We start from the raw sequence: 16,191 nt of genomic DNA, 5'->3' as shown, positions 1-16,191 counted from the left end.
TAATTTCAGCAAACATATTCCACTCCTTCAATTTCATTCCCCCTATGATGAATTAACTATCTAATTCTATCAGAAGGAGTATTCTTATTGTACTATATTGGAAATTATTCTCCGTTTTTGTTTGCCAAAATCTCTCCATTTTATTTTACCATTTACAACCCAAAGTCTACTACATGAAATTTCAGATAATGCTACTGATTTAAGTGCGTCTAGTGAAGAACTATCGGCTACTGTTGAGGAAGTATTGGCTCAAGTACAAAATATTGATGAATCCACCCAAGGAATTACCCAAGGTATGGAGGACACCAGTGCTTCCTTAGAAGAAATCAATGCTTCTGGTATTGAGATTTTAAATATTTCTGATGATTTGTTTAACAAAGCTATATCAGGCAATATTTCTGCTAAAGAAATAGAGAATCGGGCTATTCAAATGAAAGCTAGTGCCGAAAAATCCATACAGGAAGCCAATGGGATTTACCAAGAAAAACAAGCTAACATCCTTCATGCTATTGAGGCTGGAAAGGTTGTAAAGGAAATTGAATTAATGGCAAGTGCTATTTCAGCCATTTCTGAACAGACTAACCTACTAGCCCTCAATGCCGCAATAGAAGCCGCAAGGGCAGGAGAACAAGGTCGTGGGTTTGCCGTTGTAGCTGATGAAGTTCGTAAATTAGCAGAGGAATCCACTAAAACAGTAAAGCAAATACAATCTGTTATTCAACAGGTGTATCAAGCCTTTAATAATTTATCTAGAAATTCTGAGGACGTATTAAAGTTTATTGATGAAAAAGTAAATGTCGAATATGAAATGTTAGTAAGTACTGGTATTCAGTACAAGAAGGATGCAGAGTTCATTAGTCATCTAATTCAAGATTTCAGCAACAATGCCCAATCCATTAATCAATCTTTTGCTGAAATCAATGCAGCCCTGCAATCTGTATCTGCCACCGCTGAAGAATCAACAGCTAGTTCTCTAGAAATCTCCAGCAGTGTTTCTCAATCAGCCTATGCATTAGAAGAAGTAGCCAATGTCTCTCAATCTCAGGCTAATCTAGCTGAAAAGTTAAACATGATGATTCAAAAGTTTAAGATTTAAAGATTACAGCATTCCTTTTAGTGATTGTATTAACAAGTAGTATGATATAATCAAAAGAAATAAAAGACTGTCTCTAATAAATGATTCAATCATTAGAAGACAGTCTTTCTATATCTCTACTATTATTATTGGAAACTATTACATTTTTCCTATCCTTCAACCCCATACCCAAAATCAAAAGCATCCATATTCATGTCAATTGCCTTCTTAGGTACATTGTTTGCTATTGATTCCTTCCATGTTTCCAACTTGATGTCTAAATGTTTTGCCAGTATACCGATGAGTATTACGTTGGATACTTGCTTCTTTCCTATTTTAACAGCCTCATCAAAGGCATTGACAGCAGTCACTTGATATTTATCCTTTAGGTCTTCTATAGCGACAACTGGATACTCCATCTTCTCCTGTTGTACCATTGTAGGATAAATCTCCTTAGTATTCATAATGATTTTGGCCTGCGGCTTCAATATACTACTCCACCTTAATGCCTCTAGAGGTTCCATAGCAACTAAAATATCTCCGTCCCCAGGTACGATATTTGGCGAATAGATTTTTTCACCAATCCTTATATTCCCCCAAACCATGCCACCCCGTTGAGATAAACCAACTACGTCATTACTCTTCACATCATAACCATCTTTTAGGGCAGCTTGACAAATAATTTTCGTCATTAGGATTAGACCTTGACCGCCTACTCCACCCAACATTATATTAGTGATCAATCTTCTCATCCTCCCTATCTATATTTGCTGAAGATTTAATTGCGTTTACAGGACATACTTGAGCACAAATGCTACATCCAACGCACATTTCCTCGTCAATGGAGGATTTAAGCTTCTCGATTCCTTCATACTGAATCATCCTTAATGGTGGACAATTTGTTCTGATACAAGCTCTACAGCTAATACAAACATGCGGATCCACATAGAAATGAGGTTCTTCCATATTATATTTCAAGGCACAGGGCCCATTTGCAACAATGACCGAAAGACCATCATAGGCAATCTCTTCTTTTACAAGCTTTGTTGCAGCCTTATAGTCATATTGATTGATTTCCTTCACTCGGTCGAATCCCATACTTTCTATTAGCGTCTTAATACCAACCTTCATATCATCCCGTTCATTGTATAGTCCAGAGCTAGCATTCGGTTGCCCACCTGTCATTGCAGTTGTTCTATTGTCCAATACAATGAAGGTCATGTTCTCTCCACTTTCTTTTTTGTGCAGTAGATTTACAAAACCCGTCATGCCTGAATGGAAGAAGGTGCCATCACCAATTACCGCTACGATTGGTTCTCCCTCTCCCTTTTGGGTCATGGCTTTTTTCATTCCCTTTGTGATTCCAACACAGGCTCCCATACTGATGATCGTATCGGTATTCTCAAAGGGGAATAGACAGGCTAAAGAATAGCAGCCTATATCTCCAATGGTAATCTTCACCCTTAATTTCTTTAACATATCAAAAATAGGTCTATGGGGACATCCTGTACAGAATAACGGAGCTCTAGGAACAGTCTCTACAAAGTGTTTTACGTACTCCTTCTTCTCCTTTAAAATACCTGCTTCGTATAGTCCTGTTTCGATGTTTTGGATATCTAACTCACCTGTAAATGGAAAATATTTTTTACCCTCACAGGCAATTCCCATTAATTTTAATTCATTTTCAATGAAGGGCATCATTTCTTCTATAACGATTACATTTTTATATTTACTAGTGATTTCTTTTGCTTTTTTAGCAGAGATTGGATAGATTAGTCCGAGCTTCCATATGCTTACGTTAGGATCGATTTCCTTAAGATTTTGATATGCTATACCAGAAGTGATAATTAGAGTATCTGAGTCCTCCTTTTCTTCTAAACGATTCAGGTCAGTATCATAAGCAAACGTTTCAAGTTTTTCTAATCTATCCTTCATAAAAAATTGAGCTTTTCTTGATCCTGGAGGAATCATATTATATTTTTCTTTATCCTTTTTCATTCCCTTTGATGGTACGTCTACTCTTTCCTCAATAGTTACAGGACTTCTACTATGACACAGTCTACTGGTAATTCTTAAAAGCATTGGGATCTTAAAATCTTCACTTATCTGAAGGGCTTTTTTTGTATAATCCTTAGATTCTTGACTATCAGAGGGATCTACAATTGCCATATTAGCAAACTTTCCAAATAGCCTGTTGTCTTGCTCATTTTGAGAACTGGCTAATCCAGGGTCATCCCCAGAAACCAAAAGAAAACCGCCATTTATAGGGGTTTGAGTAAAGGTCATCAACGGGTCTGAAGCGATATTCATTCCTACGTGCTTCATAACCGCCATTGATCTTGTTCCATAAAAAGAACCACCGATAGCAACCTCTAAGGCTACTTTTTCGTTTGTGGAGAATTCGGAGTATACATCTTCGTAGTATTCTTTTAATTTTTCAATAACTTCTACTGTTGGAGAGCCGGGATAACTGGCTGCCACTGTTCCACCTGCTTCATAAAACCCTTGTGCAATGGCCTCATTTCCCGTAAGTACTTTTTTTTCTTGTTCCTTCATTTCATCACTCCCTAGATTTAATCAGCACCTTTTATATATACTCAATAAGAAAGGCTTTTAACATTTTTTCTTACTTTTTACTTTTAGTATAACTAGTAAGCTAAATTAATCCTATAAAAATGCTTATATTCCGATACATCCTATACTCACTAGAACCCCTTCATTCAATTGATATTTTTACCTAATAAGTAGCAACTAATACGATATTTATATTAGAGACTCAATTCTGTATTTTACAACTTTAAATTTTTATGAAAACGATGTCATTTTTAGAATTTTCAGACGAAGAAGGTGTGGTATAATAGTAATATATATATTTAATGTAGGTTATTCTACCTACATAATCTCCTTCGTTACACTAGTAACATTAGCTTTAAAGGGTTGCAATTAAATTTATTAATAAATATAGGAGGGATTTTATGAGTAATACAGTTAATCTTGATTGGAGTAAGTTAGGTTTTGGTTACATAAAAACTGACTTACGTTATGTGTCTAAATGGAAGGATGGTCAATGGGATGAAGGCCAATTGGTAGAAGACAATAACCTAGTGATCAGCGAAGCATCTACTGCCCTTCATTATGGACAACAATGTTTTGAAGGTTTAAAGGCCTACAGAACAAAAGATAACAAAATCCAACTATTTAGACCTGACGAAAATGCAAAGAGATTAAACAGAAGCTGTGACAGAGTGCTTATGCCAGAAGTTCCTGTAGAAAAGTTTATCGATGCATGTATTCAAGTTGTTAAGGCTAATGAGCATTTCGTACCACCATATGGTAGTGGCGCAACGCTTTACTTAAGACCATTCGTGATTGGAGTTGGAGACAACTTAGGTGTTAAGCCTGCCCCAGAATTCATTTTCTCTGTTTTCTGTGTTCCAGTTGGTCCTTACTTCAAGGGGGGGATGGCTCCTGTTAACTTCATCATCTCTGACTTTGACCGTGCAGCTCCATATGGTACTGGTGCAGCTAAAGTTGGTGGAAACTATGCAGGTAGCTTATATCCACATAAATTAGCAGTAAGCAAAGGCTTTGCTGATTGTATCTACCTTGATCCAGCTACTCATACAAAGATTGAAGAAGTAGGAGCAGCTAACTTCTTTGGTATTACCCATGACGACAAATTCATCACTCCAAAATCACCATCTATCCTACCAAGTATTACTAAGTACTCTTTGATGCACATCGCTAAGGACTACCTAGGAATGCCAGTTGAAGAAAGAGACGTTTTAGTAGAGAAGCTTGATGAATTCAAGGAAGCTGGTGCTTGTGGTACTGCTGCTGTAATTACGCCAATCGGTGGTATCGAATACAATGGAAATCTTCATGTCTTCCACAGTGAAAAAGAAGTTGGACCTGTTACTAAGAAGCTTTACGATACCCTTTATGGGATTCAGTTCGGTGACGTTGAAGCTCCAGAAGGTTGGATCGTAGAAGTTAAATAGTTGAAACTAACTTATATATAACAAAAATCGCAGGAAATTACTCCTGCGATTTTTTATTAATGAAAATTTTGTCATCCTCTAAAGTAACCTCCAAATGATCCCCTGCTTCAATTGGATGCTTCAAGGAATACTCAGCCAGTTCATCCTCTATATATCTTTGGATTGTCCGCTTGATTGGTCTAGCTCCATACTTTTCATCATAACCCTTTTCCAAGATAAAGGACTTCACTTCATCTGAAATTCCTAAGGTAATTTTTCTCTCACTTACGTCTTCTATTACCTCCTTTAGCATTAAGTCAACTATTTGCTTCAACTCATCTTTGTTTAACTGAGTAAATACAATGGTTTCGTCTACCCTATTCAAAAACTCTGGACGGAATATTTCCTTTAAGGCGTCCTTTACGCGACTTTCCATGGCTTCATATTGATCCTTCTTGAAGCCCATTGTTTTCGTCTTTAAATGACTTCCCGCGTTGGAGGTCATAATGACCACAGTATTCTCAAAATGAGTTGTTCTTCCTTGATTATCTGTAAGTCTTCCATCGTCTAATATCTGTAACAGCATATTGAACACATCTGGATGGGCTTTTTCGATTTCATCCATTAAAATCACTGAGTAGGGCTTTCTTCTTACCTTATCCGTCAGCTGTCCCCCTTGGTCATAACCAACATATCCTGGAGGGGCACCAATTAACTTTGATACAGTATGTTTTTCCATATATTCAGACATATCAACCCTAATCAGGGCTTCTTCGCTTCCGAATAATTCGTAGGCTAGAGCCTTTACTAATTCAGTCTTACCAACCCCTGTTGGACCAACAAATATAAAGGAGGCTGGTTTCTTCTTTTTCCTAAAACCCGAACGATTTCGTCTAATGGTTCTAGCAATACTCTTGATAGCTTCATCCTGCCCTATAATTCTCCTGTGTAGTTGATTCTCTAGATTTAATAGCTTTTCAGCATCTTCCTCTGTTATTTTTTGAACAGGAATTTTTGTCCAAGCTTCTATCACAAAGGCTATATCCTCTACTCCTATTTTCACATCAAAGCTTTGTTTTTCTATCTCTTTAATTTTTTCCTTTAGCTTACATTCTTCAACTTTGTATTCAGCAGCCTTCTCATAATCATCGTGGGTAGCAGCAAGCTGTATTTTTTCTTCAAGGGCTGTTAGTTCCTCTTTTAGGGACTCTAATTCCACCAATCCTTGATTTTTTAGATTTGCACGGGAACCAGCTTCGTCCAATACGTCTATTGCCTTATCTGGTAAATATCTGTCAGTAATATATCTTTCCGACATCCTTACTGCCGACTCGATTACTTCCTCAGATATTTTTACTTTATGATAATCTTCATAATACCCTTTGATTCCCCTTAAGATTTCAATTGATTCCTCAACTGTTGGCTCATCAACAATTACTGGTTGGAATCTTCTTTCGAGGGCAGAATCTTTTTCTATATGCTTTCTATATTCCTCTAAAGTAGTAGCACCAATAATCTGTATTTCACCTCTAGCCAGTGCTGGCTTTAGGATATTGGCAGCGTTCATAACACCACCGTGAACTTCTCCAGCCCCCATGATATTATGCACCTCGTCAATCACAAGGATGACATTGCCTAAGTCTTGGGCTTCTTTTATGATGGATTTCATTCTACCCTCAAATTGACCCCTAAACTGGGTACCCGCCACAATAGCTGTCAAATCTAAAAGATACACTTCTGTATTGAATAGTTTGGAGGGTACTTGTTTCTCTACAATCCTTACAGCTAAACCCTCTGCTATTGCTGTTTTACCTACCCCTGGTTCTCCTATTAGTATAGGATTATTCTTACTTCTTCTATTTAAAATTTGAACGACTCGGTCAATCTCCCTATTTCTTCCTATAATCCTGTCTACCTCTTTATTCAATGCTTTATCGGTAAGATTTGTACCATAGGTATCTAAAAACTTCTTTTTCTTAGATTTCTTTTTTTTCTTTATATCTTGATTTCTGTCATGGCTATCCTGTTCCTCGTTATCAAAGTGATCATCTTTGAAATCGTCATCTTCATCATGATCAACTGAGTCAAGCTCTTTGCCAAAGCCTCCTAAGCCCTTCATAGAAGAAAAAGAATCTTTAAATAATTTCATCAAGTTATCTGTATCATTGATATCCATATCCCCTAAATCATCAAGGGTTTCATTCATTTGCTCTGTCAGATTCTCTACTTCTTCTGCCGATAGCCCTGTTTGTTGCATTATTTGATCTATTATCGGAATACCCATTTTTTTAGCACATTCAATGCATAGTCCAGTCATTTCTGTCTTTCCATTTTCTAATTTAGATGCAAATACAACTGCAATGTTTTTATTGCATACCGAACATTTTTTCATATAATCATCCCCATATAAATAATATTAAATATATTAATTCTATTGATACCTTATACCCTAGTATAGGAAAAGTACTCCTATGAAATTATTCCATATAAAACCAGTTTATTGCAAACTAATAAAATATATTATACCACAAAATAACTAAATTAATAAATGATAAGGTCTAAATAAGAAAAAACCAACAAACATGACGTAAATAAATAATACGTAATTGTGCTGGTTTTTATAGGGATAAACAAATTTTTTACTCTTTAAGCTCATCGTAAGAATCTAAATATGAAAACTTTTCGCCATTTTTTTGCCAACCTAATATACAATCCATGTTTACATTTTCAGCTGCTCTAAAAATTGATTTATCAACAGCATTAAACTTTTCTTTTAGGTCCTTAATTAAAGCCTTCACCTCATGTCTTTTGGTTCCAATTTTCTTAGCAGCCACCATACAAGCACAATTAAGTGGCCAAATCCCACTGGTTTGGGTAAAATCTGCTATGGCATCCTCCTCGATAAAGTATAGTGGACGGATCAATTCTAGTTTATCAAAATTGGAAGATTTTAGCTTTGGTAACATAGTACTAAAATTCCCTGTATAAAGGACATTTAGTAGGGTGGTTTCTACAACGTCATTAAAATGATGTCCAAGGGCTAGCTTATTACATCCTAACTCTTGAGCTTTGCTATATAATGCTCCTCTTCTCATTTTTGCACACATATAGCAGGGATAGTCTTTTGCCAGGTCATCAACGATTCTAAAGATCCCTGAATCAAAGATATGAATAGGTATTTCTAAATATTCACAGTTCTCCACCAAAAGTTTTTTAATACTTTCATGATACCCTGGGTCCATGGCAATAAACGCTAACTCAAAATTATCCTTACCATGTCTCTTGAGCTCTTGAAAGAGCTTTGCCATTAATATGCTATCCTTGCCTCCTGATATGGCAACGGCAATCTTATCACCATCTTCAATCAAATTATATTGCTTTATTGCCTTAATAAATTTTGACCATATATCTTTCCTGTATTTGGTTATAATGCTTTTTTCTATTTCTTGAAGGGGTTTACGTTCACTAAAAGGGATTAGTTGTTGGCAACCGCCTCCTGCAATATCACTCATTGAATCACCTCACTACTATTATACCCCAAATATTATAACACCTTTAGTTAAAATTGTCTTAATTTTTAATAGTTGTATTCACAAAAAGAACCTCTGATCAAAAATTTCTTAGAAATTTTAAAATCGGAGGGTTTTTTCATTAGTATTCAAGATTATCTAGATTTATTTAATATTTTTACCTTATTAAAACTTAGAGCAATATATACGAAGATTAGTAGACTACAAATCATTAAGCTACTTCCATATACACCACTATGATTAATATCTAGTAAAGGGGTGTTTAACATTAAGATTAAAGGTGATACAATTGGCGCTGAACTGATAAACACTAATAAATTACATGTTTTTGTATTTTTAGAATTAATGGAAACTAGAGTTCCGAATGTACTAACAAAAGTAATTACACCTACTCCACCAAGCCATATAAAGTTATTTGCAGTAATATTAAATGGGTAAAACCACTTTTGTACTATAAATTGACTGACGATATTTAAAGTTATGATATTTAAAATATATGTAACCATTAGTACTGTAATAGAAATCAGTACAACAAACAACACTTTTCCTAAATACATCTCCTTGATATCGATAGGTGTCCCTAGCAAGGTTTCTAGTGTTTTCCTTTCTTTTTCTCCAGCAAATAAATCAGCCACCAATGTTGATGGGATAATCAGAGCAGGGGTTAGTAGTAAGGTCAACATCATCGTACTAACTGTCCCCTCGGTATCAAAAGGGGAAAATATAGGCACTATAATCCCTATCCCTATAATTAAATATACATAATAGGAAATAAAAGCTTTATTTTTTATTAATTCTTTTAACTCCTTAATTAAAATTATTTTAATATAATTAGCTTCCATACCTCATGTAAACCTCCTTAAGGGAAGATTTGCATCTATTTAATGCGGTTAAATATATATCTTTTTCAATTAGATTTCCAATAAAATTATTCAATTCTTTTTCAGAACTTAATGAAATGAGAATATCATCCCTATTATGTAGTATACGATACGCTCTAGATAGTGCCTCAAAATGAAGGTTAAACGCTTCAATAGAGTCCCCACTGATTTTAATTTGATAAATTAGTTCATCGGTTGTGTCGTCAACTATATCAACTGTTTTTCCATGTTTCAAGATAGAATAATCATCAATAATTTTTTCTATTTCATCTAAATGATGGGATGTCAAAATTATGGTCTTTTTTTCTTCTTTTTTTAATTTGTATATAAACTCACAAAATTTTTCAGCAATAACAGGATCTAACCCATTTAATGGTTCATCTAATATAATTAAACTTGGATCATGAATAACTGTTCTGATTAACGCTACTTTTTTCTTCATTCCTCTTGAAAACTTAGAAATCGTTGTATTTAATGAGTCACTTAGTTCAAAATACTCTAACAATCTGTCAATTTGCATATTAATACTTTTTTTATCCATACCATATATGGACCCATACATATGTAAGTATTCTTTAATAGTTAAGTTTTCATACAGACCTAAATCTTCACTCAACACACCTAATTTCCTACTAATCGCCTTAAAGTTTTTAGTAGGTTCTTCACCAAATACCGTTACACTACCCTCATCTAAATTACATAAACCCTGGATTATTCTACAAGTTGTTGTTTTCCCTGCCCCATTGTGCCCCAATATAGCGTAAATACTTTGTTTAGGTATACTTAGATTCAGACCTGTTAATACTGGCTTTTCTCCAAATGTTTTTCTAGCTCCAATAATCTTAACTACCTTTCCCATAACAATTACCCCTTTAATCATATCTATTTATCTGTCTTATCTATTTTTTCTCATTCGGTAAATTACATATCTTATACCATATGCAATAGCCACGATTCCAAATAAGTACCCCAATTGTTCTAACATAATTTCCCCCTCCTCATACTCTACCCAAAGCAAAATTTGATATTTAACTGGCTCTATAGAGTTGATAAAAGCATTTTTTCAAACTTAATAACTCTTGAAAACTACCTTTTTCCACAACAATTCCTTTATCCATTACAATAATCTCATCGTATTGGGACAGGATTGATTCATTCATCTTATGAGTGATGGTGATCAAAGTAACATCCTCTATCTCCAACAGGGTTTTCTCAATCTCTAGTCCAGTAATAGAGTCTAATACCGATGTTCCCTCATCTAAAATTAATACCTTAGAATCTTGAGCTAATGCTCGTGCAATGGCAATCCTTTGTCTCTGTCCACCTGATAATCTTTTACCATTTTCTCCAACGGGTGTATCTAGACCATGAGGCATTTTGTCTATAAATTTTGATATCCCACTAATTTTTAAGATTTCTTTTAATGGTTTTACATTCATATTCTTAGACAATATTATATTATCTTTTATCGACTTGTCAAACATAAAGATATGTTGGTGGATAATTGCAATAAGTTTTGCTAAAGAATTCTTTTTCACATGATTTATTTCTACTCCATCAATCTTTATACATCCGTTATATTGTTTATAATATCCTAAAATAAGCTTTATTAGTGTAGTTTTGCCACAACCACTCTCACCTAAAATTGCATACTTCTTATTTTTTTCAAAAGTAAGATTGATATTTTCTAGTATGTCTTTTCCTTCATCGTAACAAAATCCAACATCTTGTAATGTGATTGATTTGTCTAAACTCGTTATATCCAATCCTTCTTGAGCGTCATCATATTCAGTTATGATACTATTTATTTTTTTATTTATAGATTTCATAGATTTAATTGTTGTAAATTTTTGTACTAGAGATTGCGTTGGTGCAAAGACGCCAGTTCCTAATTGCATTACAGCCACTAAGGTTCCCGCCGTCAGTTCTCCCTTGATCACAAAGTATCCCGCCACCATTATTCCTGAAAATTGACAAAAGTAAGCTAATAGCATACCCGTACCGTTAGAAAGGGCTTTTATGAAATTAATCTTAAACTTAACTTCTTCTAATTGCTTACTATCATTATGAAATTCATCTTTTACTTTTTCATCTAAAGCAAAGGATTTGATCACTTCATGTCCTAATAAAACTTCCTTAATTCCTTTAGTAAAGCTCCCCAAAGTCGATGATAAGAGATTTTGATTTTGTCTAATGGGCTTGATATATATTGTTGGGATTAACAACATTAGTATACTTGCTACCAGAAGTGTCACAGTTACCATGAGGTTTACACGCAATAATAGTGCCACTGAAACTACGAAAACCACCATTTCTCCAATCAACATCATGATAGGTGCGATATAATTCATTTCAATGAGTCCTATATCGTTCGTTAGATTAGAGATATAATCTCCGGTATTTTGACTATTAAATTTCTGATAGTCTCTACTCAAAATCCCTCTAAACACGTCAATACGTAAGTATAACATTGTTTTTCTTAAATACTTAGATTGTACTAAACTGTCTAAGAAATTAGTCACACTTAAGACTAAAAAGTAACTCACACAAAATAACGTCATAAATTTAAAGGAATTTAAGTCTTTTTCTATGGCTGAGTTAGTCAATTTCTCCATTATAACCGCAATAAATACCTGCATTGTTGCTCCAACGAATTTAATAAATGACGATAGAAATAATAGGCTTTTATTCCTAAACATATATCTTACCATTTCCTCACTCCAATCGTATATATCAAATGATCCTCTATTTGCATAATTCAACACCCTTAAATAAATAGTCTCTGAGATCTTGTTGTGTTAGATGCTTAGTGCTTATGATTACGTTACCAAAATCATATTCTTCCCATGAATGACTATGTAGTTTAACACCTAATTTATCTCTGTTGATATATAAAGGTGTACCAGGAAAAGGTGTACACATAGATATAGAAACTTCTATATTGTTTTTTTTCAAATCTTGCATAAGTTCTAGTGTGGCTTCGATTGTTTCATGAGAGTCGGAATAATGGCCAATTATAAAACTACATACCATATGCAAACCTATATCTTTACCATATCTAACTAATCCCAGTGACTCATCCAAGTTGATTTTTTTGCCTATTTTATTTAAAACTTCTTGAGAGCCACTTTCTATACCTGTATGGACAACTTTACAGCCACTATCCTTTAGACTATGTAGCATACTTTCGGTCAATACGTCTCCTCTTGATTCGATCCTGTAGGTAAAGGATTCGTCAATTTTGATGAGATAATTAATAAAATTATTTAAACGTTCCTCATCAGCCGTAAATGTATCATCTAATATGATAAATTTATTAGTATCAAGTTTTTTGCGTAAATATAAAATCTCACCAATTATATTTTCAGCAGTTTTCTTTCTATATTTATGTCCTGACATGGCTCTAGATGCACAATATACGCAATCACCAGGACATCCACGACTTGTCGAGATTGTAAATGGCGAAGAATATTTTTCCCTCTTAATCAAGTCTATTGCTTGTAAAGGCAAGGCATCTAAATTCTGAATATATCCTGTGTCTGCATTTTCAACTACCCTTTCTTCACATCTGTAGGATATTCCTTTTATATTGTCAATCGAATACTGATCAGGATAGTTTAAGTACTCTAGTAGCTTGATAAAAGTAAATTCTCCTTCACCTCTTATTACAAAATCTATTGGATATTGATCCAACATTTCTTTACTTTGGAACGTCGGATGGGGTCCCCCCACAATGATCTTAGCATTATACTTTATCTGCTTAATAATTTTGATAATCTTTTCCATAAATTTCGTTGTTCTTGTATATACTGAAAAACCAATAACCTCAGGTTGAAATTCATTGAGAATATCTATAAACTGGTTTATGGATATTTCCTCAACAAAAAAGTCCAAAATTTTGACCTCATATCCATGCATAAGCAATGTCGATGCAATACTTATCATCCCTAAATTTGGACTTGAAACGGCACTTTTGATTTTCTTTCTACTTATTTGGTTTATCGCACAATTTATTAGCAATACTCTTTTATACATATACATTCTCCTTAAAAAAATTTACAACTAATTTCATCTTTTGATAAAAAAGTACCATTTTTAAAGAATGCTCTTGCCCGACAGCCACCTCTACACATGGTAGCTTTTAGACAACTACTACATCCTTCAATATCCATCACAGAATTTTTTCTATAGTTCCTTAGAAGGGGAGAGTCCCTCCATATATCCTTAAGTGAATCTTTAAGGACATTTCCTAAAATCTGGTCTTCTTGATTGATCAGCGGGCAAAATAAGACTTTTCCAAAAGAGTCTATATAGCAAGAATATATACCGAATCCACAATATCCAATATAATTGTTCGAATATGTTGAGTAGTATATCGTCTTTTTAGTCCAGATATCACTATTATTATTAAAGGTAACTTTTAGTTCCTGAATCAAATCATCTCCTACGTCTAACATTTTATTTGTGTCATTAAATGTTTGATGATAATTGATATATGGACTGACCACTATACTTATATTTGAAAACTGCCTTGCCAATTTTATAAAATCATTTATTTCAGACTTGTTATAATTTGAAACAGTAAACGATAAAATTACAGAAAAACCCATTTCTTCCAGTAAAGGTAATGTGTTGTTAATCTTCTCAAAGTTGCCTTTAGTCCTACGGAAATTGTCATGGGTGTCTTCAGTAGCACCGTCTAAGCTGATTTGCAACTCAGTAACACCACTATTTTTTAGTTTTGATAAAACCTCTTTCGATAGTCCTGTACCATTAGTATAGAGTCTTACTAACATTCCCTCATTTTTAATAAGTTCTATTAACTGAAAGAAATAAGGGGATAGCAATGCTTCCCCACCTGTAACCTTTACTAAATATACGCCCAATTGACTACATTCCTCTATAATTTCTTTCCATTTTTCAAAAGATAACTCATGATCTTGTATATCAGGACTAATGTAGCAATGGTGACATTTTAGATTGCATTTCTTTGTTAATTCTAAAAACACTTCATCAAGAGTCCACTGGGGCTCAAGGTCTAATTCTGTAGGTATCAACTCATCACTTAAAATCAAATATTCTTTTTCGATTAAGTCTTTAATCATGCTGATTATGCTTAATTGCCCCTCTTTTCTTATGGTTTTTTTCTCAAAGATATCCCTCAAACATTGACCGCTTGCTAATGCTTCTAAAATACTACTAAAGGGTTTTTTTACTATAAATGTCTCGCAATCTTTTTTTAACATAAGTAGCTTATGATCTGTTCTCTTTTTTACTTTTATTCCAGCCCTTAATAAAATATACTTTTCTATGAATCCATCTTCAGTAATCGTATTCATGTGGTCTTCACCTCTCTTTTAAATCAGGCATCAAAACTTAGCATCAAATTGTATATTCTCTGCTTGTATAGCTCACAGTTGCTATCAGTACCATAAATATCATTTGAGTCATTTAATGCTAAAGCCCTACATCCACCACCACAGAAGTACTTAACATCACAATTTTGACATCGAGTCAAACAATCAACGCAAAAACTGCCATGTTCATTAGTTGACTTAGTTCTTAATTCTACGATGTTGTTTTCTCTAATGTTTCCTATTTTAAACTGTTCTTTGTGCAAGGAGGCACACAAGTAAACATCTCCATTGCTATCAATACTAACCAAACTTTCATTAAGACCACAAGAAGTTTTTGCACTAGTAGAATGAACTGCTTTTCTAAAGTCGTTTGCTACATCAAGATTAAACCTAAATACTTTTTTTTGTTCCATGTTCTTGATGTATATTTCTTTCAAATGACTATACCCTGCATCTACATATCTATAAAACTCATTTAAATTAAACGTTTCTCCATACTGCTCCTTAGCTCTTCCATAAGGTACAAATCTGTTAATATGTAAGTTATAAATTTCATTATCTATACAAAAATCAATCATTTTTACAATATTTCCTAAATGTTCAGGCGTAGGTGTCATGGATAATGTAAGCTTATCCTTTGATTGTGAGTTGATAAAGTCAATACTTTTGATTATTTTATCGTATGTATCTGTTCCTCGATTGAACTCATGAATACCCTTTTCATGGGAGTCCATAGATATCTGAATCATCATTACATAGTCCAATATTGTTTTGTAAAGTTCTTCGTTATATAGTGTTCCGTTGGTAAGAACCATAACATGTCCATATTCACTACATTTTTTAAGTATTTCAATAATATCTTTCCTAAGAAGGGGTTCTCCACCCGTTATGACTATTTTGGAGAAGTTTTGATCTTTCAACTCTTCCAACAAGTTTTCTATTTCTTCTAACGTTATTTCGTCTTTACCTTCTTCTTCACCCGATTCTGCATAACAATATTTACAAGCTAGATTGCACCTATTTGTTACCTTAATCCAAAGACCATTGTCTTTACATCCACCTTTCATTTCGACTTCTTTAGTCTCTGGTTTTTTTTCATCGGATCTCAAATAGTCTAATTCAATTATATTATTAATAAACTTATCAACATCTTCCTTGAAGAGTCTGATTGGTATTTTATAATATTCACTTAGTTCATTAAGTAAGGTCTCCCTACTCATCTTCTGATATTTCTCAATCAACTCTATTATAAATAACGCCGTGGAGTTTAATCGCTTATATGTACCTTGACTTTTTTTGATTAGTAGTCCTTTATCATTAAACTTCTTAAAGGCTACTTCTTTGTTAATTGTAAGCTCCATTTATTTG

General features: G+C 33.9%; 12 protein-coding genes. 2 read left to right on the top strand and 10 right to left on the bottom strand.

Features of this window, described 5'->3' with window-relative positions:
• Positions 1-121 precede the first annotated feature (121 nt).
• Positions 122-1,096 carry a methyl-accepting chemotaxis protein gene (locus tag JOC73_RS10230; protein ID WP_243427928.1) on the top strand — a complete coding sequence of 325 codons (975 nt, stop codon included), beginning with the start codon at positions 122-124 and terminating at the stop codon, positions 1,094-1,096.
• 149 nt (positions 1,097-1,245) lie between these two features.
• On the opposite strand, the gene JOC73_RS10225 is transcribed toward JOC73_RS10230, so the two are convergent.
• A complete protein-coding gene (locus tag JOC73_RS10225; RefSeq protein WP_204402831.1) occupies positions 1,246-1,827 on the bottom strand; it encodes an indolepyruvate oxidoreductase subunit beta in 582 nt (193 codons plus the stop codon).
• Positions 1,808-3,631 carry a thiamine pyrophosphate-dependent enzyme gene (locus JOC73_RS10220; RefSeq protein WP_204402828.1) on the bottom strand — a complete coding sequence of 608 codons (1,824 nt, stop codon included), beginning with the start codon at positions 3,629-3,631 and terminating at the stop codon, positions 1,808-1,810. The genes JOC73_RS10225 and JOC73_RS10220 overlap by 20 nt, the downstream gene beginning before the upstream one ends.
• A gap of 419 nt (positions 3,632-4,050) precedes the next feature.
• On the opposite strand from JOC73_RS10220, the gene JOC73_RS10215 reads away from it, so the two are divergent.
• Positions 4,051-5,076, top strand: a complete 1,026-nt coding sequence (locus tag JOC73_RS10215) for a branched-chain amino acid aminotransferase (protein ID WP_204402826.1) — start codon at positions 4,051-4,053, stop codon at positions 5,074-5,076.
• Between the two features lie 37 nt (positions 5,077-5,113).
• Here the strand turns inward: JOC73_RS10215 and JOC73_RS10210 are convergent, their stop codons facing one another.
• The 8 genes from JOC73_RS10210 to JOC73_RS10175 form a co-directional block, all read right to left on the bottom strand.
• Positions 5,114-7,447: an ATP-dependent Clp protease ATP-binding subunit gene (locus JOC73_RS10210; RefSeq protein ID WP_204402824.1), complete on the bottom strand. Its 2,334-nt coding sequence runs from the start codon at positions 7,445-7,447 to the stop codon at positions 5,114-5,116.
• Positions 7,448-7,694: 247 nt separating this feature from the next.
• Positions 7,695-8,567: a tRNA 2-thiocytidine biosynthesis TtcA family protein gene (locus JOC73_RS10205; RefSeq protein WP_204402822.1), complete on the bottom strand. Its 873-nt coding sequence runs from the start codon at positions 8,565-8,567 to the stop codon at positions 7,695-7,697.
• A gap of 152 nt (positions 8,568-8,719) precedes the next feature.
• Positions 8,720-9,427 (bottom strand): ABC transporter permease subunit, encoded by a 708-nt coding sequence (locus tag JOC73_RS10200; protein ID WP_204402819.1) that lies wholly within the window; start codon positions 9,425-9,427, stop codon positions 8,720-8,722.
• On the bottom strand, positions 9,417-10,325 hold the full coding sequence (locus tag JOC73_RS10195; protein WP_204402816.1) for an ABC transporter ATP-binding protein: 909 nt from the start codon (positions 10,323-10,325) through the stop codon (positions 9,417-9,419). The genes JOC73_RS10200 and JOC73_RS10195 overlap by 11 nt, the downstream gene beginning before the upstream one ends.
• A 169-nt stretch (positions 10,326-10,494) precedes the next feature.
• Positions 10,495-12,177, bottom strand: coding sequence for an ABC transporter ATP-binding protein (locus JOC73_RS10190; protein WP_204402814.1), 1,683 nt, complete (start codon positions 12,175-12,177; stop codon positions 10,495-10,497).
• Positions 12,178-12,211: 34 nt separating this feature from the next.
• Positions 12,212-13,501 carry a B12-binding domain-containing radical SAM protein gene (locus tag JOC73_RS10185; RefSeq protein ID WP_204402812.1) on the bottom strand — a complete coding sequence of 430 codons (1,290 nt, stop codon included), beginning with the start codon at positions 13,499-13,501 and terminating at the stop codon, positions 12,212-12,214.
• A gap of 11 nt (positions 13,502-13,512) precedes the next feature.
• Complete coding sequence (locus JOC73_RS10180; protein WP_204402810.1) at positions 13,513-14,805, bottom strand: radical SAM/SPASM domain-containing protein; 1,293 nt, start codon at positions 14,803-14,805, stop codon at positions 13,513-13,515.
• Between the two features lie 23 nt (positions 14,806-14,828).
• Complete coding sequence (locus JOC73_RS10175; protein ID WP_204402808.1) at positions 14,829-16,184, bottom strand: PqqD family peptide modification chaperone; 1,356 nt, start codon at positions 16,182-16,184, stop codon at positions 14,829-14,831.
• Positions 16,185-16,191: the final 7 nt, after the last annotated feature.

Source organism: Alkaliphilus hydrothermalis (assembly GCF_016908555.1).
GTDB classification, from domain to species: domain Bacteria; phylum Bacillota; class Clostridia; order Peptostreptococcales; family Natronincolaceae; genus Alkaliphilus; species Alkaliphilus hydrothermalis.
Note: the sequence above shows the minus strand (reverse complement) of the source record. Positions and strands in the feature narration are given on the sequence as shown.

Bases quoted from the DNA above. Each gene is read 5' to 3' on its own strand.
- JOC73_RS10225 (WP_204402831.1), bottom strand. From the start codon at position 1,827: ATGAGAAGATTGATCACTAATATAATGTTGGGTGGAGTAGGCGGTCAA.
- JOC73_RS10220 (WP_204402828.1), bottom strand. From the start codon at position 3,631: ATGAAGGAACAAGAAAAAAAAGTACTTACGGGAAATGAGGCCATTGCA.
- JOC73_RS10215 (WP_204402826.1), top strand. From the start codon at position 4,051: ATGAGTAATACAGTTAATCTTGATTGGAGTAAGTTAGGTTTTGGTTAC.
- JOC73_RS10210 (WP_204402824.1), bottom strand. From the start codon at position 7,447: ATGAAAAAATGTTCGGTATGCAATAAAAACATTGCAGTTGTATTTGCA.
- JOC73_RS10205 (WP_204402822.1), bottom strand. From the start codon at position 8,567: ATGAGTGATATTGCAGGAGGCGGTTGCCAACAACTAATCCCTTTTAGT.
- JOC73_RS10200 (WP_204402819.1), bottom strand. From the start codon at position 9,427: ATGGAAGCTAATTATATTAAAATAATTTTAATTAAGGAGTTAAAAGAA.
- JOC73_RS10195 (WP_204402816.1), bottom strand. From the start codon at position 10,325: ATGGGAAAGGTAGTTAAGATTATTGGAGCTAGAAAAACATTTGGAGAA.
- JOC73_RS10190 (WP_204402814.1), bottom strand. From the start codon at position 12,177: ATGGTAAGATATATGTTTAGGAATAAAAGCCTATTATTTCTATCGTCA.
- JOC73_RS10185 (WP_204402812.1), bottom strand. From the start codon at position 13,501: ATGTATAAAAGAGTATTGCTAATAAATTGTGCGATAAACCAAATAAGT.
- JOC73_RS10180 (WP_204402810.1), bottom strand. From the start codon at position 14,805: ATGAATACGATTACTGAAGATGGATTCATAGAAAAGTATATTTTATTA.
- JOC73_RS10175 (WP_204402808.1), bottom strand. From the start codon at position 16,184: ATGGAGCTTACAATTAACAAAGAAGTAGCCTTTAAGAAGTTTAATGAT.